Origin of the sequence: Bacillus basilensis, assembly GCF_050630465.1 — a bacterium.
GTDB classification, from domain to species: domain Bacteria; phylum Bacillota; class Bacilli; order Bacillales; family Bacillaceae_G; genus Bacillus_A; species Bacillus_A basilensis.
Genome location: NZ_JBNTQO010000028.1, coordinates 20,420 through 42,074, shown reverse-complemented (window position 1 = coordinate 42,074; position 21,655 = coordinate 20,420). Strand labels below are relative to the sequence as shown.

The window sequence follows — 21,655 nt, the reverse complement described above, 5'->3', positions numbered from 1 at the left end:
TCTCACCTAACCGTTTCTTCACTACATTCTTTTGCACGCCATAAAGCAATCGCCTTTTTTAACGACTCTTTATATTCATTTTCCGGATTTGAATCAATTACAATTCCCGCTCCTGCTTGTACATGCGCTTTTCCATCTCTAGCAAGAAGTGTTCTAATCACAATATTTAATTCCGTATCTCCAGAATAACCAATCCAACCAATTGAACCTGTATAAATCCCTCGGCGAACAGGTTCTAATTCTTCAATAATTTCCATCGTACGTATTTTCGGGGCACCAGTAATTGTTCCCCCAGGGAATACAGCCTTCACTAAATCAAAAGCATCTTTATCTTCTTCCACCTCACCACGCACATTAGAAACAATATGCATAACATGTGAGTATTTCTCAATTACCATAAATTCATCTACTTCTACAGTGCCATATTTACAAACACGCCCTAAATCATTTCGTTCTAAATCCACAAGCATGACGTGCTCTGCTCTTTCTTTTTCATTCTCAATTAATTCTCTTGCTAATTCTTCATCCTCTTGCTCATTCGCCCCTCTAGATCTTGTTCCGGCAATTGGTCTTGTACTTACTTCAGTTCCTTTTTTCTTAATTAGCAACTCTGGCGATCCACTAACAATTTGAAACTCCCCAAGCTCCAAGTAACCCATATATGGAGATGGATTAATTTCACGAAGACTTGTATAGATTTCTAGCGGGTGTGTTTGTAACGTTCTCTCTTGTCTTGTCGACAAGTTTACTTGGAACACATCACCAGCCCCAATATATTCTTGAATACATTCAACCGCCTTCATAAAGCTTTCTTCAGTAAAAGCAACTGCTTCGCTTTTCTTTTCAGGGCATGCAAATGGTATAGTCACTTCCGGCGCTTCTGTCGACCAAAGAATCTTCCATTCATTTAATCGCTCTTTTGCCTCTTCATGCTTATCTACATAATGCGTAATAATCCATAGTACTTTTTCTTCTTGATCATACACAAACACATCATCAAATAATAAAAAGAATATATCAGGTATATTAATGTCATCCTCTGCAAGAGAAGGGAGTTTTTCAATATAACGGATACAATCATAACTAAAGTAACCAATTGCACCACCTTGAAAAGGCGGGTACTCCGGATTATAGTCTGTTTTCCATCGCTCCATATATTCCTGCATTAGATCTAATGGGTTTCCTTGCTTTATTGTTTCCTTACCACTTTCGCTTATATGTAACGCTTCACCCTTTCCTCGGATTACCGCTACTGGGTTTAATCCCACAATGTTATAACGACCGCCACGTCCACTCTCTAACAAAATATGTTGCGGCTTATCCTTAGAAAGAAATTTATATTGCTTAAAGAAATCTAACTGATATGGAATAGAAAGCGCTAAAGATTTTCTTCGTTGCATATCAACACCCCGTCTTCTTTTATCCCACCCTCTTAGATTAACCACTTCAACTACATTCGTTATGTATATAGATCGGTTATACTCGAAGGCTAGTGAAAATAAATTAATTATACTACCTCTTATTTTACATGAAGTTTTCTAGTCATTCACTCTTTTCCTATTTCCAATCCAAAAAGAAAAAGCATCCTTTTTCAAGGATGCTTTTTCAATCACATATAATTAAGACTCAAATTGATAAAGTGGTGTACTTAAATAACGTTCACCGTTACTTGGGATAATAACAAGTACCTTTTTCCCTTTACCTAACTTTTTCGCAACTTCTGTCGCTGCATAAATAACTGCTCCTGAAGAGATGCCCACTAAAATACCTTCTTCTTTAGCCACTCTTCTTGCATATTCAAATGCTTGCTCTGTTTTTACTTGAACAATTTCATCATATACTTGTACATCCAATGTTTCTGGAACAAATCCCGCCCCAATTCCTTGGATTTTATGTGGACCTGGTTTCCCACCAGATAATACTGGTGAATCCGCAGGTTCTACTGCATAAATTTTAATATCTTTATACGCTTCCTTCAGTACTTCACCAGCACCAGTAATCGTTCCACCTGTACCAATACCTGCAATAAACGCATCTAATTGGTCACCCATTTGTTCAACAATTTCTGGACCTGTTGTTAAACGATGAATTTCTGGATTTGATTGATTTTTGAACTGTTGCGGTATAAAGTAGCCATGTTCTTTTGCTAATTCAGTCGCTTGACGAATTGCTCCGCCCATTCCTTCAGGCCCTGGAGTCAATACTAATTCAGCGCCATAAGCACGTAATAAATTACGACGTTCAACACTCATTGTTTCTGGCATTACTAAAATTGCCTTATATCCTTTAGCAGCTGCTACCATCGCTAAGCCAATTCCTGTGTTACCACTTGTCGGCTCAATGATTGTATCGCCCTCTTTTAATAATCCTTTTTTTTCAGCATCTTCAATCATAGCTAACGCAATACGATCTTTAACACTGCTCCCCGGATTCATAAATTCTAATTTCAAATATATATCTGCGCTATCTGATTCTACGATGCGGTTCAACTTAACGATCGGCGTTTTCCCGATTAATTCTGAAACTGATTGTGCCACTCGCATTCCTGTCACTCCTAACACCGAGTATTTTTATTGGTTTTATCTATATTTAGATTTTGTCAGAAAATTCCCTGTTTGTCAATCTATTTGGAGGATTGTTCCTCTTAATTCCCTTATTACAAATTCTCAATTAAATTTGTAATATCCTCTTTAGAAAACTTGTATCGTTCATTACAGAAATGACAATGAACTTCTGTTTCTTCTTCTTCTTCACGAATTTGCTCTAACTCTGTTTTACCTAAACTAATTAACACACTCTCAATACGTTCGCGTGAGCATGTACAATTAAATTGAACATCCATCGTTTCTAATACTTTTACTTTATCTTCTCCAAGAACTGCATACAGTAGCTCTTCTGGAGAAAGACCTTGTTCAATCAATGTTGATACAGGAGGGGTTTTTTGTAAACGATCTTCGATGAATGAAATTGTTTCTTCCTGTGCGCCCGGCATAATTTGAAGGATAAATCCACCTGCTGCTAATACGCTGTCATCTCCATTTACAAGAACACCGACACCAACAGAAGAAGGCGTCTGCTCAGAAACTGCAAAATAATACGTGAAGTCTTCCCCTAGTTCTCCCGAAACGATTGGAGATTGACCGATAAACGGCTCACGCATACCAATATCTTTAATTACTGTTATAAAGCCTTCTGTACCTACCGCTTGATATACACGTAATTTCCCTTGTTCCGTTCCTTCAAAGTCCACATGTGGATTTGTTACATAACCACGTACATCCCCATTTGCATGAGCATCTACTAAGATAGGACCAATCGGACCATTTCCTTCTACCTTAATTGTTAACTTTTGGTCACCTTTTAACATTGCGCCCATAATTGTACCCGCAGTTAAAGAACGACCAAGCGCTGCTGAAGCTGTTCTCCATGTATCATGACGTCTTTGCGCCTCACTTACTGTGTTTGTTGTGCGTACACTATACGCACGCACTTCTCCATCAAATGCTAATGCTTTTACTAAATAATCTTTCATACGTATTTATTCACCTTTCTCATGCTGTAAATTTGCATTACGCTCGTATAACATATATAAACCTTTTAATGTTAAAAATGGATCTACAACATCAATTACATTCGATTCTTCTGAAATTAATTTCGCCAATCCACCTGTTGCAATAACTTTCGGTTCTTGTTTAGCTTCCTCTTTCATACGCTTAACGATACCTTCCACTTGTCCAACATACCCATAAAGAATACCAGATTGCATGGCACTTACTGTATTCTTCCCAATAACACTGCTTGGTTTTGTAATTTCAATACGAGGAAGTTTTGCCGCTCTACTATATAAGGCCTCTGCTGAAATCATAATTCCTGGCGTAATAACTCCACCCATATAATGTTTTTCTTCGTTAATATAACAATATGTAGTAGCCGTACCAAAATCGACAATAATAAGCGGACTTCCATATAAATGGATTCCTGCTACTGCATTTACAATTCGGTCCGCGCCTACTTCACGTGGATTTTCATATTTAATATTTAGCCCCGTTTTTATTCCAGGACCTACTACAAGCGGTTTAATTTTAAAATACTTTTCACACATGCGCTCTAAAGCAAACATAATTGGTGGTACGACTGAAGACACGATAATACCTTTCACATCTTCAAACGAAAGACCCTCATGCTCAAGCAACTGCTTTACAAGCATTCCATATTCATCTTCGGTCTTATGACGATCTGTTTCCATGCGCCAATGTTGACGAAGTTCCCCCTCTTCAAACACGCCTAGCACAGCATTTGTGTTCCCTACATCCAATACAAAAATCATATTCTCACCACTTATCTTATTTAATCTATATTTGTGCAGTATGTATAAAACTTATAAAAACATCATATCACACATACTTATATAATCAGCTTTTCTATCCTCATCATTTTACAAAAAGATGACTCTCTATTTCAATTTTTAATACCAGTTTTATTTAAATTCTTTTTCCACTTCACTTCGTTCCACAAATAAAAAAGGAGTGACTATCGTCACTCCTTCATCTCTTACTTATCTTCTGTATCTTCATCGTCCTTCTTCATGTTGATGTTTACTTTCACATCAGATGAAGATGTTGGACGTTCTGGTAATCTGCCGTAATCACATAAATGATTGATTTGCTCTGCATCTAACGTTTCTACTTCAAGTAACGTTTTCGCGATAAGATCTAGTTTATCACGATTTTCAGTAAGAATTTGTTTTGCACGAGCATAACAATCTTTCATAATCGTTTGCATTTCCACATCAATTTCGTGTGCAATTGCATCACTGTAGTTTTGTTCTGAATGGAAGTCTCTTCCTAAGAACACTTGACCACCTTGTGAGCTACCAAATTGCATTGGTCCAAGCTTATCACTCATACCAAATTCCGTAACCATACGTCTTGCAATGCCAGTCGCACGTTGGAAGTCATTGTGAGCACCTGTACTCACTTCACCAAATACAATCTCCTCAGCTACTCGACCACCAAGTAAACCAGTGATTTTATCAAGTAACTCTGGCTTTGTCATGAAGTAACGATCTTCTTTCGGAAGCATTACTGCATATCCACCAGCTTGACCACGAGGGACAATTGTTACTTTATGAACGACATCAGCTTCATCAAGAACAACACCAATTACAGTATGGCCCGCTTCATGGAAAGCAACGATATTACGTTCTTTTTCAGAGATAACACGACTTTTCTTAGCTGGACCTGCAATAACACGATCCGTTGCTTCATCAATGTCACTCATATCAATTTTCTTCTTATCTTGACGTGCAGCCACTAAAGCAGCTTCGTTTAATAAGTTTTCAAGATCGGCACCAGAGAATCCTGGCGTACGAGTTGCGATTGCTCTTAAGTTGATATTCTCATCAAGCGGTTTATTACGAGCATGTACTTTCAGTACAGCTTCACGGCCATTTACATCTGGACGATCTACTGTAATTTGACGGTCAAAACGACCTGGACGTAATAACGCTGGGTCAAGAATATCAGGACGGTTTGTCGCAGCGATGATAATAATACCTTCGTTTGCACCGAATCCATCCATTTCAACAAGTAATTGGTTCAACGTTTGCTCACGCTCATCATGGCCACCACCAAGACCTGCGCCACGTTGACGTCCTACCGCATCAATTTCATCAATGAAAATGATACAAGGAGCATTTTTCTTTGCGTTTTCGAATAAATCACGTACACGTGATGCACCGACACCGACGAACATCTCTACGAAATCAGAACCACTGATAGAGAAGAACGGAACGCCTGCCTCACCTGCAACAGCACGTGCTAGTAAAGTTTTACCTGTACCTGGAGGTCCTACTAATAGAACACCCTTCGGAATACGGGCTCCAACTTCAGCGAACTTACGAGGATCTTTCAAGAATTCAACTACCTCAACAAGCTCTTGTTTCTCTTCATCCGCTCCAGCAACATCTCTGAAACGAACTTTTTTCTTTTCGTCATTATATAACTTCGCCTTACTTTTCCCGAAGTTCATAACACGGCTACCGCCGCCCTGAGCTTGGTTTAATAAGAAGAAGAATAAAATGAAGATAATAACAAACGGAATGATAGAAGTAAAGAAGGTTACCCAAGCACTTGTTTCCTCTGCTGGTTGATACTTAACTTCAGCACCTTGCGCTTTGTCATTAATTTTCTTTTGTAATTCCTCAGTATTTGGTGCATAAGTAACAAATTGTTCTCCTTGGCTAGAGTTGTTAAATTGTCCTTTTACCTCAAATACACCATTTTTCGGTTGAAGTTGCACATTACGCACTTCACCTTTTTCTAGTTTAGTAATGAATTTATCGTAGCTAACTGATGTCGTTTTTTGTGTCGAACCATTAAAATAGCTCACGATTCCAATTACTACTAGGAATATCAGTAAATAAAAGATGGTATTACGGAAGATACGATTCATTCCTAACCTCCTCTCACGGCATAAGCACTATAGTAAATCGTAACATAGAAAAAATTTCCTATACAATTGTGACGCCTGTATTTAATTAATTTGAGTAAACGCTTGGTTTTAATACTCCTACATAAGGAAGATTACGGTACTGCTCTTTATAATCTAATCCATATCCTACAACAAATTCATGCGGTACAGTAAATCCAACATAATCCGCTTTCAAATCCACCTTACGGCCTGTCGGTTTATCTAATAACGTAACGATTTTTACAGACTTCGCTTTACGATATTTAAATAGGTCCACTAAGTAACTTAGCGTAAGACCGCTATCAATAATATCTTCAACGATTAAAATATCGCGACCTTCTACAGAAGTATCAAGGTCTTTTAAAATTTTCACTTCGCCTGTTGAAACAGTTGAGTGACCGTAACTAGATACAGCCATAAAATCCATTTCAAGATATGTATCTGTTCTCTTTAATAAATCTGCCATGAATGGCATTGCACCCTTTAGTACACCAATCGCAAGAGGTACTGTGTTTTTGTAATCCTCTGCAATAATTGCGCCTAATTCGAGCACCTTTTCTTGTATTTGCTCTTCAGAAATTAATACTTTTTCGATATCTTGATTCATCATTTCATTATCCTCCCGGAAGACTCCTTGCTTTTGTAGTGAATAATCACATATTTATCCTTCTTTGCCTTCTCTTTCGAGATAGCAAATGCAGATCGCTTCAACAAGGGTAACCAAATAATATTCCCACTTGCATCACAAACGACCGGCCATTCTTCTCTTTTTTCTCTTGGTACTTTCGCTTCGATAAAAATAGCTTTTATCTTTTTGGTGCCATTCATACCTTGTATTGACATGCGATCTCCATTTTCTCTAGAACGAATACGAAGTGGATATGATATATCATTATACTTAGCAACAAATACTGTTTCATTCATGTTACTTGGTATATCTTCGCTCACCTCTGTTACAAGTTTATCCCCGTTCGATAGCGTAATTGTCCCAGGCACTGATAAATCTTGTAAAAAAGGAGAAACAATTTCTTGTTTAAATCCAAAGCTACACTCCTCGTATGTGCGAACAATTTTTAAATCACCTGGGAAATCAAGTGAACCCGAAGGTTGTGTCCGCTTAAAAAACTCAATCACTTTGTCAATATGTATAGAGGAAAGAGAAGATGGAATCTTATATTCATAAAGATAGTTTAATATTAGTTGAATCCCTCTTCTTTGTAAAGGTATAGACATGGATTCAAAGGCAGGAATTGATAAGCTAATTTGTTTATCACTTTTTTTTGTAATTACTTTATTCATTTTCTCAAAAGCTAATTCCTGCAAATATGCCTCATCCTCTTGTATCTGCATGCTAAATTTTTGGAATTTCTCATGCACTTGTGAATTTTCTTCTTTCAAATGAGGAAGAACATATTTACGTAATCGATTCCTTGTATATACTTCCTTTTTATTACTCGGATCTATACGGGGAATTATTTTTAGCTTATTACAGTAATCAACAATTTCTTCCTTCGTTACTCCAAGTAACGGCCTAATTAAATACCCATTATGAAAAGGACGCTTCACCGCAATTCCTGCATACCCTTTCGGAGTACTCCCTCGTACAAGACGCATTAAAATCGTCTCCACTTGATCATCACCATGATGTCCAAGAGCTACATATCTCGCATCATATTTCTTCATTATTCTTTCCAAAAATGCATATCTGCATTCTCTAGCAGCAACCTGTGCATTCATCCCGTATTGCTGTTGATATTGCGACACATTAATCCTTATCGTTTCGCAAATAACTCCCAGTCCTTTACAAAGGTCCTGCACAAACTGTAAGTCCTCATGAGATTCATCACCTCTAAACATGTGATCCACATGTGCCACTACAATTTCAAACCGTTTTGCTGCTCTTTTTTCTAACAAATAATATAGAAGAGCCAAAGAATCAGGACCACCTGAAACACCTACAACAATTGTTGAACGTTCCTTTAATACATCATGCTGCTTTACAAAGTCATCTACCTTTTCAACAAATGTATCTTTCAACTTCGTAATCACCTTTCATTAAACAAGAACAGCAACGTTAGTTACCTTGTTTATAATGGTACAACTTTTACAAACATTGTGCAAAAAAAAGATATACAAAAATTACATTTTTATCTTACATCCTCCGTACATATTCACAAAAATAATAACATTATCTTTTAAAGAAAAAAAAACCTAGGCATTTACCTAGGTTTTTAGAAATTTAGATGGGACAGGCTGCCCATAAAGGTCCGATTGGTGAAGGTTAATAATCAGCGGAAGATAAAGCCCCCCACTGATTAGGGTTTCACCTTATTGTGCCTGCACTCCTACAATTGGAATCGTAGCCCACTTCGGCATATTTTTCTTCACTTTCGCCACAACAATGGTCATATCGTCATTTATATAACCATCACAAGAGCGAATCACCTCTTCCATGATGATATCAGCAATTTCTTGCGGATCTTCGGTTTGTAACTCTTTAATTTTCCGCTTCATCCATAGTTCGTGATTCTCCACATGTTGTGCTCCCTCAAAAATCCCATCGCTCATCATAATAAGAATATCGCCCGTTTTTAATTGTTCACCCACTACATCAACTTCAACATCCTCAATAATCCCCATTGGTAGATTACTTGCCTCAATTTTCAAAATATTATTTGCGCGTTTAACAAAACTCGGCGTCGATCCAATCTTTAAAAATTTCGCATTCGCATCCCGCAAATCTACCATAGCTAAATCTAACGTCGTAAACATCTCTTCTGTTGTTCTTAAGGAAAGAATAGAATTGATAGACTTAATCGCTATTTCCTCATCAATGCCTGATTGAAGTATTTTTTGTAATAATTTTACCGTTTCTTTACTCTCCATATGAGCTCTTTGCCCATTTCCCATACCATCACTAATTGCAAGCGCATATTTACCAACACTTAAATCCATCATCGCGTAAGAATCACCCGAAACAAACCCACCGCCTTTTGCAGCTGTGGCCAAGCCCGTATCAAGAGAATACGTTTTTGCTGAACCAAATGATATTAAGCTATGGCCGTTCGGATAAGAAGATTTTTCTTCATGTTTAACAACAATGTTTTCCTTTAGAATATCAGAAAGCATCGGTGCAACTAACTTTTCACATTCCCCATGTTCATTAGATGCAACTGGAATCAACATTTCAATATCAATACTCCCTCTATCTAAACAATAAATATCAACATGCTCTATTTCTACACCAAAATCACGAAACGCTTGCAGAATCTGTTCTTCTTGTACTTGATGATTTTCTCGTTCCCTTTGTATCTCCTTAGCGAAATCTTCCATAACTTTTGATACACCTAATAGTTGCTCTGCTACTATTCTACGATTTTCCTTCATTTGTTTTCGTAATTTTTGCCCCTCATAAAAGTGATCTAATTCGCCCGCTACTAAATCCGTCACTTTCTTCCCTCTCACACAATGCTTGTCCCATTCACGAACTAACTTTCGATTATGCTGCAACGTCCCCTCTTCCGTTTCGCTCATTATTTGTTTCATATAATCATACGTTTTGTCGAAGTTAACTACCCAGCATTGGTCCTTTTTAAAGCATGTTTGACATGTTTTTGCAGTAATTGTACTTAAGAACAAATCTGCCTCTGTCTCTTTATCTTCCTCCTCGACATATCCATATACAGAAAAGCTATTAGATAAAGCAGCAAATACATTGGCAAATTGATTAATCTTATTCGCTGTAACATCACGCATCCTTCTTAAATACTGTTGTTGATCTTGCGAATGTTCCTGTGTGCCTGGCATAAATTTAGCAATACGATCCATAACAAGTTTCGGTGTTAATAAGAAGAAAGCAATCGCCACACCAGATTCAATTAAGGTTGTCACAATGTTTGTTTGCTTGTCTACATATAACGTAATCAAGCTCGTCCCAATTAATAAACCTAAACTAACACCTAAGCGCTTCCCTTCTTTTAATAAACCACCAAGCAACCCAGAAAAGGCTAACAGACTAAGTTGAGATAAGCTGGAGACATTGGCTAAACTTAATATTAATCCAGTTACAACCCCCACTGTAGATCCTGTAGCGGCCCCCGCGATAAATGCAAACACGAGCACTAAATACCTAGTAAAAATATGTTGAATAGAAGCATCATATACAAACCAGTCCGTTGTACCCGTTAAAACAGATGCTAGTAATATAATTAAACAAACGATTTCTTCTGTCTCTAACGCTTGCTGTTTACCTTTTCTTTCTACTAAAAGCGGAACGCTTTGTAAAAATATCATAGTTAATACGAAGCTAAGCCCTGCCTCAATCGTACTAACTAGCAAATCGTACATGGTGACGGTTTGTTGTGCAAAATATACGACAACTAAATGTGCGGTTAATGCGGAGATAAATACTTGGAATGGAACAAGACCAACAGTTTTACGTGTAAATCGACTGAAGAAGATATTATAAATGAAGAAAGTAAAAATAGATGCAAAGGTAAAGAATAAATTATCTATCGAAACTGAAAGTGCGCCTCCCATTAGAGCCAAGAACGCGAGCGGCATTTTATCCCGCTTCATAACATAAACAGCAGCAAAAAACGGTAGTGCAAACGGTAAAATGTTTGTTAATATATATGCTCGTCCCAAAAGAAAACCAATAACAACAATAATAAATCCCCATCTAAAGAAAACTTGCTCAAACTTCATTCGCAACTTACTCGTCCACTTTACTGCTCCAAGCTGACTCTCATTCATTGCCAATGCACTTGTATTCATAGTATTCCTTCCTGCTTTAGGCATATTTTTAACACCACCTGCATAGTTTAATTACTGTCATTATAAAAGATGATTATTGGGATTTTTGTCAAAACAACAGTTTTCACTTTTATAATCGTTCGACTTTTTATTCGAAATAACTCTACATATATACACGGTATGTAATTTATCCTTAAATTTTTAATTGAACATTCAGAAAATATAGGGTGATTTTGTAGAAGCATTGTATGTCTTAATTTATTTAACAAAAAAAGATCATGCAAATTTGCATGATCTTTTTAGATGACCCGTACGGGATTCGAACCCGTGTTACCGCCGTGAAAGGGCGGTGTCTTAACCACTTGACCAACGGGCCGTTAAATGAAATATAGCGGCGGAGGGGATCGAACCCCCGACCTCACGGGTATGAACCGTACGCTCTAGCCAGCTGAGCTACACCGCCATGTCGTCTTATTTAACGGACAATTAGTATCTTACCTCAGATATAATTTAAAGTCAACATATCTTGAAAATTTTTTTAAAATATATTTTCACATATAAAAAAGCACCCCGAGCAATTGCCCTGGGCACCTCTCTATATGCTAAGAATTAAACGTTCTGATTATCCGCGACGTGCGCCACGGCCACCACGTTTAGATTCTGTGTTACGTTTTAAAGAAGTTAAGCGATCTTCGCTATCCTTTAAGAAACGTGCCATTTTTTGCTCGAATGTTTCTTTTGGAGCTCGGTCGTTACCGCCGCCACGGTTATCTCTGTTGAAAGAACGATTATTACGTTGTGGACGTCCAGAACGTTGTTGATCGCCACCGCGTTGGTATTCACCACGTGGACGATCTCCTTCTGTTTTTTCACGCTCTTTCGCTTTTTTAATAGATAGACCGATCTTACCATCTTTTTCAACGTTAATAACTTTTACTTCTACTTGGTCGCCCACTTTTAAGTGATCGTTAATATCTTTCACATAATTATCAGCAACTTCACTAATATGAACTAGACCCGTTAAGCCTTCTGGCAGCTCCACAAAAGCCCCAAAATTTGTAATACCTGTTACTTTACCCTGTAACTTGCTGCCTACCTCGATTGACATAAAAAAAATGCTCCTCCTTAGTGGTTAAAAAGTCAAATTTTACTTTATTATATATAATCCTAAAATATAGTGTCAATAAGACATACTCTACTTAGAAACAGGAAAAATTATCTCCCCTTTTCCAGAGAAGAAATAATCCCTTCTAGCAATCTTTAATACGTACTCTTCATCATTTAACTTTTGAACTTCGTCTTTTAGACTCTTTTCTTTATTCGTTAATGAATCCAGTTCTTTTTTCATGTCCTTAACTTTTGCTTCTTTTGCTCTAATGGAACTGTTTTGTTGATAAAACGTTACACTAATACTCGCAATAATTGTAAAAGCAAAGACAAGAAAAACCGCTAAACGGCGATAAAGTCGCTTCCTGTTCTCATCCGTTTGTATTATATGCTCTTTAACAGGATTTGGACTCTGTTTTTCGATTGTTCTTTGTCTCAGTTCCCTCATTTCCGAGGTCCCCCTAACTTCTTTTTTATACGCTCCCATAATTGGAAGATATGTCCCTTCAATTTTGCTACATATTGCAGGAACCCTACATGTTTCATTATAAAAAGTTTAACACGATTAGGGAGAAGTTTCCATATGAGCGAAGCAATAAATCGAACAGGCCAGAAAAAAACTTTCCATATGAAAAGTAATATCCAAATCACCATTTTCCATAACACATGTCCAATTGAAAGCAGTATACGAAATAAGAATAATATAAATGCAATAAATAGCTGCGCTATAATAATAACAGGTTTTATCATGAGTAGCTGTATAATTTGAACAAAAAAGTGTGTTGTTTGCACAAAAATATAGATGAGAAAATTTAACAGTCTCATATATACTGCCTTCAATAAGCTTTGATATGCCGCAAAACCACATAATAATGCTAAAAATACATATATACGTAGTTCAGCTTCATTTACAAGAAGCAATACATAAAAAACGAATAATGCTTGGACAATCCAAAATAGTATATCATGTATAAATACAAGCCAACGTTTACGTTCTTGACGCTTTAAAAATCGTTGGTAGGTATCTAAAGACGCTCCAATCCAAGCACCCATTCCAATCATTGAGAGCATCGTATACAACTGAATTGTTAGACTCATTTAAACAACTTACTAAAGAAGCCTTTAGTTTTATCCCCTTGATTCTCATCAATATACAGCATCTCATGAACTTTCCCTTTAATCGATACAATACCTTTTTCTACATCTAAATTTTTCATTTGCAAATTTTGACCACGAATTGTTAAAAAGCCCATTACAGTCTCAAGTAAAAACTCTTCGCTATCAAAACTCTCCACCTGCTTTACACCGGTAATATCAATTACGCGCCTGCCACGCATAATAATATCATGCTCTACAGAAACATTTTGTTGATTAGAAGACATAGGTGAGTAACCATTATTCACGTAAATCCCCCCATACATTTATACTAGCTAATAGTAATGTATGAAGAGATAATTGATTTTAGAACAAGCCTTCTTCAGCCTTTACTTTTTCTTCACGAACTAAGCTATACATATTTGCTGCATCTTCTTTTTTTGTCGTTTCTTTCAATTCGTTTATTTTTACAGTCACTATTTTTTGCCCAAAACGAATTGTTAATTCATCAGCTACTTTCACATCTGAACTCGCTTTTGCCACTTGACCATTAATTGATATTCTTCCTTGGTCAGCCACTTCTTTCGCTAATGTTCTTCTTTTAATTAAACGTGATACTTTTAAAAACTTATCTAGACGCATGTTAAATCCCCCCATTAACGCTCTGTTTGTTTTGCCTCTTCCCATAAAACATCTAACTGCTCTAATGATAAATCTTGCATCTCTTTATTCATTTCAGCTACCTTTGCTTCCATGAATAAGAAACGACCAACGAATTTCTCATTAGTTGAACGTAACGCCTCTTCTGGATCTATTTTATAATGACGAGCTATATTAACAAACGCAAATAGTAAATCGCCAAATTCACCTAACATCTTCGCCTCATCCATGTTTGTAACTTCTTGTTGGAACTCTTGCCATTCTTCTAAGGCTTTCTCTATCATCGGTTGTACTTCAACCCAATCGAAACCAACCTTACCAGCTTTTTTCTGAATTTCATAAGCGCGTAGTAACTGTGGTAAACTCTTTGGAACTCCATTTAAAACAGATTCTTTCACGAATCCTTTTTCCTGTTTTTTAATTTCTTCCCAATTGGCAATTACTTCATCGGCATTATTTACATCCGTATTCCCGAATACATGCGGATGGCGACGAACCATTTTCTCAGATAAAGTTCGAATAATATCATCTATAGAGAACCAACCTTCGTCCTCTCCAATTTGGGCATGCAACATAACTTGTAATAATATATCACCCAGTTCTTCTACTAAGTGATCATCATCCTCTTCATCAATTGCTTCCAACACTTCATAAGCTTCCTCAATTAAATACTTCTTTAAAGATTGATGTGTTTGCTTTTTATCCCACGGACAACCATTTGGTCCACGAAGGTCTGCAATAATTTCTCTAAGCACATCAAACTGTTGATACAAGGACGCACGTTCCTGAACTGGTGGTACGTACACACTCGTTAAATTATTCAACTCGGTTTCATGATCTAACATGTACAACGGTACCTTTTTAACTTGTTCAAATGAAGTCCCTGCAGCTGTTACGATATACACATCGTAATCATCTGGTAGCATCTCCATTAATGTTAATTTCACATCTGATGCAACGAATGCGTCATAAACTTGGCAAAAGATTAAATGTTGACGTAATTCTAATTGTCCTCTTTCAAATGATGTGGCGTCAATTAATTGGAATCCTTCAATCGGATCAATCTTAAGACTTGCAAACATAGGGTCAAGGAAACTTTGTCCACCTTCAATTCGCACCTCAACATTCGCTACTTTGCCTTTTTCCAAAAGTAGCTGAACCGTCCTTTCCGCTACAAGCGGGTGCCCTGGAACGGCATAGATGATTTCTGTGCCTTCAGCTTGTTCTAGCAATGTATTCGCAATTGTTTCATATACAATTTCAAATGTATCATGTGCTTCATATATATTGTCAAAGGCTGTATATTGTATACCATCTTTCTCCAACTCTTCTATAACGGGATGTTCCTTCGTTCTAACAAACATGTGATCTGCTTCTTTTATTTTCCGATATACACTCATCGTTAACTGATCTAACTCACCAGCACCTAATCCTAAAATAGTAATGATTCCACTCACAACCTGCCACCTCTATCCACTCTTCTTCAATGAACCTTCTTTTTTCTCTTTTTTCATAACGGTTCCTATTTCCGCTTTTGTAAATACACGTAATTTTAAAATTAAAAACACATATGTTAATCCACCGATAGCTACACCTAACAACGCCTCAAGTGTCGCAATCCCTCTATGTTCTGTATCAATTACTAATCCAGACATTTGCAATACACGCATAAACATTATTAATACAAATCCCATACCGATACCACTAATAACTACACCTAACATATTCCGTTTATCAATAAGCGATTCCGATACAACTCGCATAAGTAATGCACTATTTAGCAAAGAAATTACAAGTAACGCAACTAGCGTTGCAATTGCAGCTCCCTTCACACCAAAATACGGCATTAACATATAGTTTAAAGCTAACTTTAAACAACCTCCAAATATAACGAATACCGCTGGCTGTAATGTTTGTCCTAACCCCTGCAAAATAGAAGCAGTTGTAATCGACAATGAACTAAATAAAATAGATAAAGATAAAATGGATAAAACATCTGATCCATCACTATTTTCAAACAACATAATATTCGTAGGTTGAATAATACAAGTTAATCCAACGGCCGCCGCAAATCCGATAACAAATGTTATTTTCATTGCTAACTTTACCTTTTCTCGAATAAAGGTAAGATCTCCTCTTTCCTTCGCCGCTGTAATAATTGGAATAAGCGACAACGAGAAAGAAGTTGTCACGACAGTACCTAATTGCATAAGTGGGATACTTCTGTCATAAACACCTTTTAATACCTTTGCACTTTCAGCTTGCTCTCCTGCCCCAATAAGTAAAGAATAGAAGGAAACAGAATCGGCCATTTGTATAAAAATAAGCACTAAGTTACTAACACAAATCGCCAGTCCTTGCCAAAACAGGATATTAATAATCCTCTTTTTTCCTTTAATTCTCTTTACACTTTTAAAGAATATGGAACGAAAGTCATGACGCATATAAAGTACAAGTACGATAATCCCAATCAATCCGCCTGCGATTGAGCCTAACATAGCACCTGCACCGACTGTATATAAATCAAATCCGTGAGCAATGAGGAATAGAGATAAAAATACAATAATAGAAACACGAATTGTTTGTTCTATCACTTGCGAAACAGCTGTTGGCATCATATTATTAAAACCCTGAAAATACCCTCTTGCTACAGCTAAAAACGGCATCAATATGAATGAAAATGAAATAACACGCAATAGCTTATCTAAGTGTATATCGCCCATGGCTGTTGCAATTGCTTCGGCACCAAAGAACAATGTAAAAAAGCCAATAAAACCAATCCCTAATAAAAACCAAAAAGATACACAAATAATTTCTTCTGCTTCTTGCTTTTTCCCTCGCTCTAATCGTTCCGCAACCATTTTTGAAATTATAATGGGGAACCCATAAGTGGCTAAAATTAAACAAAATCCATAAAACGGATAAATTTGTTGGTAAATATAAAAACCAATATCACCCGCTATATTTTGATATGGAATACGGTAAAAAGCGCTTAATACCTTTGTAACAAAACTTGCGATTGTTAATATAATAGCCCCACGCCAAAAGGCTTGATATTTCCTCGATTCCATACAAGAAAACTCCTTTTTCTGTTCTCACCCCTCGTATTATATCATAAAGAAAAGGACAAACTTCCTTACCTACACGAGTAATAATACGTTCGTGCAACGAAAAAAGGTAGCAAAGCGCTACCTTCATTCAATATACATATATCTCCGAATAATTGATTTCTCAAGAAGAAATATCATAATTAGGAAAGATTGCTACTTCTAAAATTCGATATAGCCTTATTGCTCCATTTGTTTCGCTAAAAAGCTTGCTGCTGTATTTACTGACTTATGCTCTATTTCACTTATAATAGCCTCTTTAGAGAAGATAATAACAGCCCCAATTGGATCCCCATTCGCAACAATTGGGCCAATTGTATAGGAATGAACTTTTTCTGTTACTCCATCAATAATTGAAATTTCGCTTTCATCTGTCATAATTACAGACTTACGTTCTTCCATTGTCTTCTCAATTAAATCGCCAACACTTTTATTTAAGTATTCTTTTTTAGATATGCCTGCTACTGCGATAATAGAATCACGATCGCATACAAGCACATTATGTCCTAAGCTATCGTATAAAGCTTCCGTATATTCTTTTGCAAAGTCACCTAATTCACTAATCGGAGAATATTTCTTCAAAATCACTTCTCCATCGCGATCAACAAATATTTCTAGTGGGTCTCCTTCTCGAATACGTAAAGTTCTACGAATTTCCTTCGGGATTACTACCCTGCCTAAATCATCAATTCGACGTACGATTCCAGTTGCTTTCATTCTAATGCTGCCTCACTTTCTACTGATGATCAAAGTGGTGAATTTACCTGTTCATGTAAAAATCACCAACTGTTAGACATAGTATTTTACACATTAGTTCTTCTATACACGTCGAATTGTATTTTTTTATCTTATATTAGGCATTTATGACTTCTTTTTTCACATCTGGTAGGCCTTTTAATAAATTTTCAGCAATTGTTAACCACTTCGATGTTTCTAAACCATTTGTTTTCATAACGATTTTCAATTGTGATCCTTCCATTCCTAGACCGATCATACGTCCAAAACTATTTCCAAGCATGAATAATTTTCCACCATCAATGTTTTGGCTTGCTTGTTCCGAAAACAGGATTGTTACTTCAAATTTATTTTGCTTAATTAATTCAATTTGTTCTTTCATTGCCAATACCTTAATATTTGCAATTTGTAATAAATAACCAACTTCTTGTGGATAATCACCAAATCTATCTATCATCTCTTCCTGCAGCTCTTCAATATCCTCAATTGCAGAAACACCTCTAAATTGTTTATACATCATAATTTTTTGTTTACTATCTGAAATATAAGCATCTGGTAAATATGCATCTACTTCCAAGTCGATTTCAACATTAACTGTATTTTCAACTCCATCTGTTCCTCTGCGCTGTTCAATTGCATCTTTTAGCATTTGAGAATATAGATCAAATCCGACAGAATCAATAAATCCATGTTGTTCTGCCCCTAACAAGTTACCCGCACCACGAATTGATAAATCCCTCATTGCAATCTTGAAACCAGATCCAAGCTCTGTGAACTCTTTAATTGCTTGTAGACGTCTCTCTGCAACTTCTGATAACACTTTATCACGTTTGTATGCAAAGTATGCATATGCAACACGATTAGAACGCCCAACACGCCCACGAAGCTGATACAACTGTGATAGTCCCATACGGTCTGCATCAAATACAATTAACGTATTAACGTTCGGAATATCTACACCTGTTTCAATAATTGTTGTACTCACAAGAACATCATGCTGCCCCTCTAAAAACGATAGCATAACAGACTCTAATTCACCTTCATTCATTTTCCCATGTGCGTATGTTACACGAGCATCTGGAACTAACATTGAAATTTCATCTGCTTTTCTTTCAATATCCTCCACACGATTGTATAGGAAGTAAATCTGACCACCTCTTGCAAGCTCTCGTTCTATCGCTTCTCGCATTAACGCAGGATTATACTCCACTACATACGTTTGGACTGGGAAACGATTTTCTGGTGGTGTCTCAATAACAGATAAATCACGTACTCCAAGCATAGACATATGCAGTGTACGTGGAATTGGAGTTGCCGTTAATGTTAATACATCAACATTTGCTTTCAATTGTTTAATTTTTTCTTTATGCGTCACACCAAATCTTTGCTCTTCATCAATAATCAGAAGTCCCAAGTCTTTATAAGTAACATCTTTAGATAAAATACGATGCGTTCCGATTACAATATCTACCGTTCCATCCTTTAAACCCTTAATTGTTTCATTTTGTTGTTTTCGCGTGCGGAATCTACTTAGTAACCCAATATTAATCGGGTAATCTTGAAAACGCTCTCGAATTGTTTCATAGTGTTGTTGTGCAAGGATCGTTGTCGGCACTAAAATCGCAACTTGTTTTTCATCCATAATCGCCTTAAATGCCGCACGAATAGCTACTTCCGTCTTTCCATATCCTACATCACCACAAAGAAGCCTATCCATCGGACGTCCGCGTTCCATGTCCTTTTTAATCTCTTCAATAGAGCGTAATTGATCCTCTGTCTCTTGATATGGGAAAGAAGATTCAAATTCTTGTTGTTCTGCTGTATCTGGTGTATATGCATAACCCTTTGAAGCTTCGCGCTCAGCATATAGTTTAATTAGGTCATCCGCAATGTCTTGTACAGATTTTTCAACTTTCGTTTTGACCTTCTTCCAATCATTCCCGCCCAATTTATAAACTTTAGGATCCTTCCCTTCAGATCCTACATATTTTTGCACTTGGTCAATTTGTTCAATTGGAACGTATAACTTATCATTACCTTGATATTTAATATTCAAGTAATCTTTATGAACACCATTAATCTCTAATGTCTCAATACCTAAGAATTTACCTATACCATGATTTACATGAACTACATAATCTCCAACTTTTAATTCCGAATAACTTTTAATACGTTCAGCATTCGATAACTTTTGCTTACGTTGTGATTTTTTAACTTTCTTATGAAAAAGCTCTTTTTCAGTAATGACAACAAGCTTTTGCATTGGCATTTCAAATCCTGCATGTAAATCACCTACAGCAATTTGTAACCTTCCAGGCAATAATATATCTGTGCCCTCTACAATATCTGCCTCAATATCATAATCACTTAAAATATGTTGTAGTTTTTTTACACGTTCATCATCTGTGCCAAGCACAACAGTTGTAAAATGCCCTTCGCTCCATCTATCAATTTCAGTTTTCAACAACTGCATCTGCCCATGGAAGTCTTGCATTGTTTTACATGTCACATTCACAATGTTTTGCGGATGTGTATGTGCTATATGACGTAAGAATAACGTTAAATATACAAAACTTCTTTTTTTATGATGAAGAAATTCCTCAAACGAGTGGGAGAAAGATAAATCTTGAATAATTGTTCCCTCACCAAGAAGTGATATATACCATTCCGCCTCTTCTGTTTCAAGATATGATGATGTTTCTTGAATACGGGAAATCTCATCTAAAACCACAACACCATCTTCTGGTAAATAATCTATCAGACTAGCAGGTTCTTTATAGAAAATAGATAAATATTTAAACATCTGTTCTATACTTTGCCCATTTTTTAACATCTCAATTTCATGACTTACCGTCTCAAGCACTGTAGTCTTCAATTTATCATCGGAAAGTTTTTGCATGGTCTTGGTCAAGCCTTCCTCAAGATGCTTAATTCCCGATTTCAATTCTTCCTGCGAAAATAAAAACTCTGTTGCTGGACCAAATCTAACACTTTCCTTTTTATCTTGAGAGCGCTGTTCATCCACATCAAATAATCGAATAGAATCGACTTCTGTGTCGAAAAATTCAATACGAAATGGTAACTCTTCAGTTAGTGGATAAATATCTAATATTCCCCCGCGCAAACTAAATTCCCCAGGAGCCTCTACCATCGACTTACGCTCATAACCAATATGATGTAAAGTATGCAAGAATGTATCTAAATCAATCTCTTGCCCTAGATTGATTTCGATTTGCCTTTGCTTCCATAATTCTTTCATTGGTAAAAATCTGCGCAGTCCTGCAACTGGCGCTACAATAATCCCATTCTCTCCAGCAGCTAAACGGTTTAATACTTCAATACGTTGCGCCTTCAATTCAGGACTTGCAACACCAAGTTCTGATGCTATCAATTCATTCACTGGATATAGCCATACATCTTTTTCACCAAGTAACGCCACTAAATCTTCATGCACTTTTTGCGCTTGATATAAATTATGCGTCACAATAAGTTGTGATTTTTTTGTTTTTTTATATAAGGCCGCCATTAATAACGAACGAGAAGAGGTTGCCATACCTGATACAAGTTGCTCTTTTAAACCATCTTCTAATCCATTAATAACCGATTGGATCTCTTCATTTTTATAAAATTGTTCTAATAAACCTATCATTTTCAAAACCCCTCTCAACATAAAGAGCAAGCCACTATATTTTATGCAAATATTTTGGAAAAAGAAAACAGAAAAA

At 36.6% G+C, this 21,655-nt stretch carries 17 protein-coding genes and 2 tRNA genes; all 19 read right to left on the bottom strand.

The annotated features are described in order from the left end of the window. Nucleotides 1-2: 2 nt before the first annotated feature. The 19 genes from pabB to mfd all read right to left on the bottom strand — a co-directional run bounded on the left by pabB (nucleotide 3) and on the right by mfd (nucleotide 21,579). Nucleotides 3-1,400: an aminodeoxychorismate synthase component I gene (gene pabB, locus ACQVV1_RS28310; protein ID WP_242256550.1), complete on the bottom strand. Its 1,398-nt coding sequence runs from the start codon at nucleotides 1,398-1,400 to the stop codon at nucleotides 3-5. A gap of 219 nt (nucleotides 1,401-1,619) precedes the next feature. Next, entirely contained in the window at nucleotides 1,620-2,543 is a 924-nt protein-coding gene (gene cysK, locus ACQVV1_RS28305) for a cysteine synthase A (protein ID WP_431169848.1), read from the bottom strand. A 113-nt stretch (nucleotides 2,544-2,656) separates the two neighbouring features. Then, on the bottom strand, nucleotides 2,657-3,532 hold the full coding sequence (gene hslO / locus ACQVV1_RS28300) for a redox-regulated molecular chaperone HslO (RefSeq protein WP_242256551.1): 876 nt from the start codon (nucleotides 3,530-3,532) through the stop codon (nucleotides 2,657-2,659). Between the two features lie 6 nt (nucleotides 3,533-3,538). Then, entirely contained in the window at nucleotides 3,539-4,327 is a 789-nt protein-coding gene (locus tag ACQVV1_RS28295) for a type III pantothenate kinase (RefSeq protein WP_063222213.1), read from the bottom strand. Nucleotides 4,328-4,551: 224 nt separating this feature from the next. Beyond that, nucleotides 4,552-6,453, bottom strand: coding sequence for an ATP-dependent zinc metalloprotease FtsH (ftsH, locus tag ACQVV1_RS28290; protein ID WP_063222212.1), 1,902 nt, complete (start codon nucleotides 6,451-6,453; stop codon nucleotides 4,552-4,554). 85 nt (nucleotides 6,454-6,538) lie between these two features. After that, on the bottom strand, nucleotides 6,539-7,081 hold the full coding sequence (gene hpt, locus ACQVV1_RS28285; RefSeq protein ID WP_000981838.1) for a hypoxanthine phosphoribosyltransferase: 543 nt from the start codon (nucleotides 7,079-7,081) through the stop codon (nucleotides 6,539-6,541). Further along, a complete protein-coding gene (gene tilS, locus ACQVV1_RS28280) occupies nucleotides 7,078-8,508 on the bottom strand; it encodes a tRNA lysidine(34) synthetase TilS (protein ID WP_431169847.1) in 1,431 nt (476 codons plus the stop codon). Before tilS ends, hpt begins: the two co-directional genes overlap by 4 nt. Before the next feature lie 291 nt (nucleotides 8,509-8,799). Continuing rightward, nucleotides 8,800-11,271 (bottom strand): stage II sporulation protein E, encoded by a 2,472-nt coding sequence (gene spoIIE / locus ACQVV1_RS28275; RefSeq protein WP_063222210.1) that lies wholly within the window; start codon nucleotides 11,269-11,271, stop codon nucleotides 8,800-8,802. 259 nt (nucleotides 11,272-11,530) lie between these two features. Further along, nucleotides 11,531-11,602: transfer RNA gene (locus ACQVV1_RS28270), tRNA-Glu, on the bottom strand. A 13-nt stretch (nucleotides 11,603-11,615) separates the two neighbouring features. Beyond that, nucleotides 11,616-11,689, bottom strand: a tRNA-Met gene (locus ACQVV1_RS28265). A gap of 159 nt (nucleotides 11,690-11,848) precedes the next feature. Continuing rightward, nucleotides 11,849-12,334, bottom strand: coding sequence for a S1 domain-containing RNA-binding protein (locus ACQVV1_RS28260; RefSeq protein ID WP_000021451.1), 486 nt, complete (start codon nucleotides 12,332-12,334; stop codon nucleotides 11,849-11,851). 87 nt (nucleotides 12,335-12,421) lie between these two features. Beyond that, complete coding sequence (divIC, locus tag ACQVV1_RS28255) at nucleotides 12,422-12,781, bottom strand: cell division protein DivIC (protein WP_001208737.1); 360 nt, start codon at nucleotides 12,779-12,781, stop codon at nucleotides 12,422-12,424. Next, the gene (gene yabQ, locus ACQVV1_RS28250; RefSeq protein WP_060629185.1) at nucleotides 12,778-13,431 is read right to left on the bottom strand and encodes a spore cortex biosynthesis protein YabQ; all 654 of its coding nucleotides are present in this window, start codon (nucleotides 13,429-13,431) and stop codon (nucleotides 12,778-12,780) included. The genes divIC and yabQ overlap by 4 nt, the downstream gene beginning before the upstream one ends. Next, nucleotides 13,428-13,715: a sporulation protein YabP gene (yabP, locus tag ACQVV1_RS28245; protein ID WP_206772775.1), complete on the bottom strand. Its 288-nt coding sequence runs from the start codon at nucleotides 13,713-13,715 to the stop codon at nucleotides 13,428-13,430. The genes yabQ and yabP overlap by 4 nt, the downstream gene beginning before the upstream one ends. A gap of 79 nt (nucleotides 13,716-13,794) precedes the next feature. Further along, the gene (locus ACQVV1_RS28240) at nucleotides 13,795-14,070 is read right to left on the bottom strand and encodes an RNA-binding S4 domain-containing protein (RefSeq protein WP_001234876.1); all 276 of its coding nucleotides are present in this window, start codon (nucleotides 14,068-14,070) and stop codon (nucleotides 13,795-13,797) included. Between the two features lie 14 nt (nucleotides 14,071-14,084). Then, a complete protein-coding gene (yabN, locus tag ACQVV1_RS28235; RefSeq protein ID WP_309259589.1) occupies nucleotides 14,085-15,545 on the bottom strand; it encodes a bifunctional methyltransferase/pyrophosphohydrolase YabN in 1,461 nt (486 codons plus the stop codon). A 12-nt stretch (nucleotides 15,546-15,557) separates the two neighbouring features. Then, the gene (locus ACQVV1_RS28230; RefSeq protein ID WP_242256554.1) at nucleotides 15,558-17,159 is read right to left on the bottom strand and encodes a putative polysaccharide biosynthesis protein; all 1,602 of its coding nucleotides are present in this window, start codon (nucleotides 17,157-17,159) and stop codon (nucleotides 15,558-15,560) included. 216 nt (nucleotides 17,160-17,375) lie between these two features. Beyond that, nucleotides 17,376-17,912 carry a stage V sporulation protein T gene (gene spoVT, locus ACQVV1_RS28225; RefSeq protein WP_063222207.1) on the bottom strand — a complete coding sequence of 179 codons (537 nt, stop codon included), beginning with the start codon at nucleotides 17,910-17,912 and terminating at the stop codon, nucleotides 17,376-17,378. 136 nt (nucleotides 17,913-18,048) lie between these two features. Continuing rightward, a complete protein-coding gene (mfd, locus tag ACQVV1_RS28220; RefSeq protein WP_431169845.1) occupies nucleotides 18,049-21,579 on the bottom strand; it encodes a transcription-repair coupling factor in 3,531 nt (1,176 codons plus the stop codon). Between the last annotated feature and the right edge of the window lie 76 nt (nucleotides 21,580-21,655).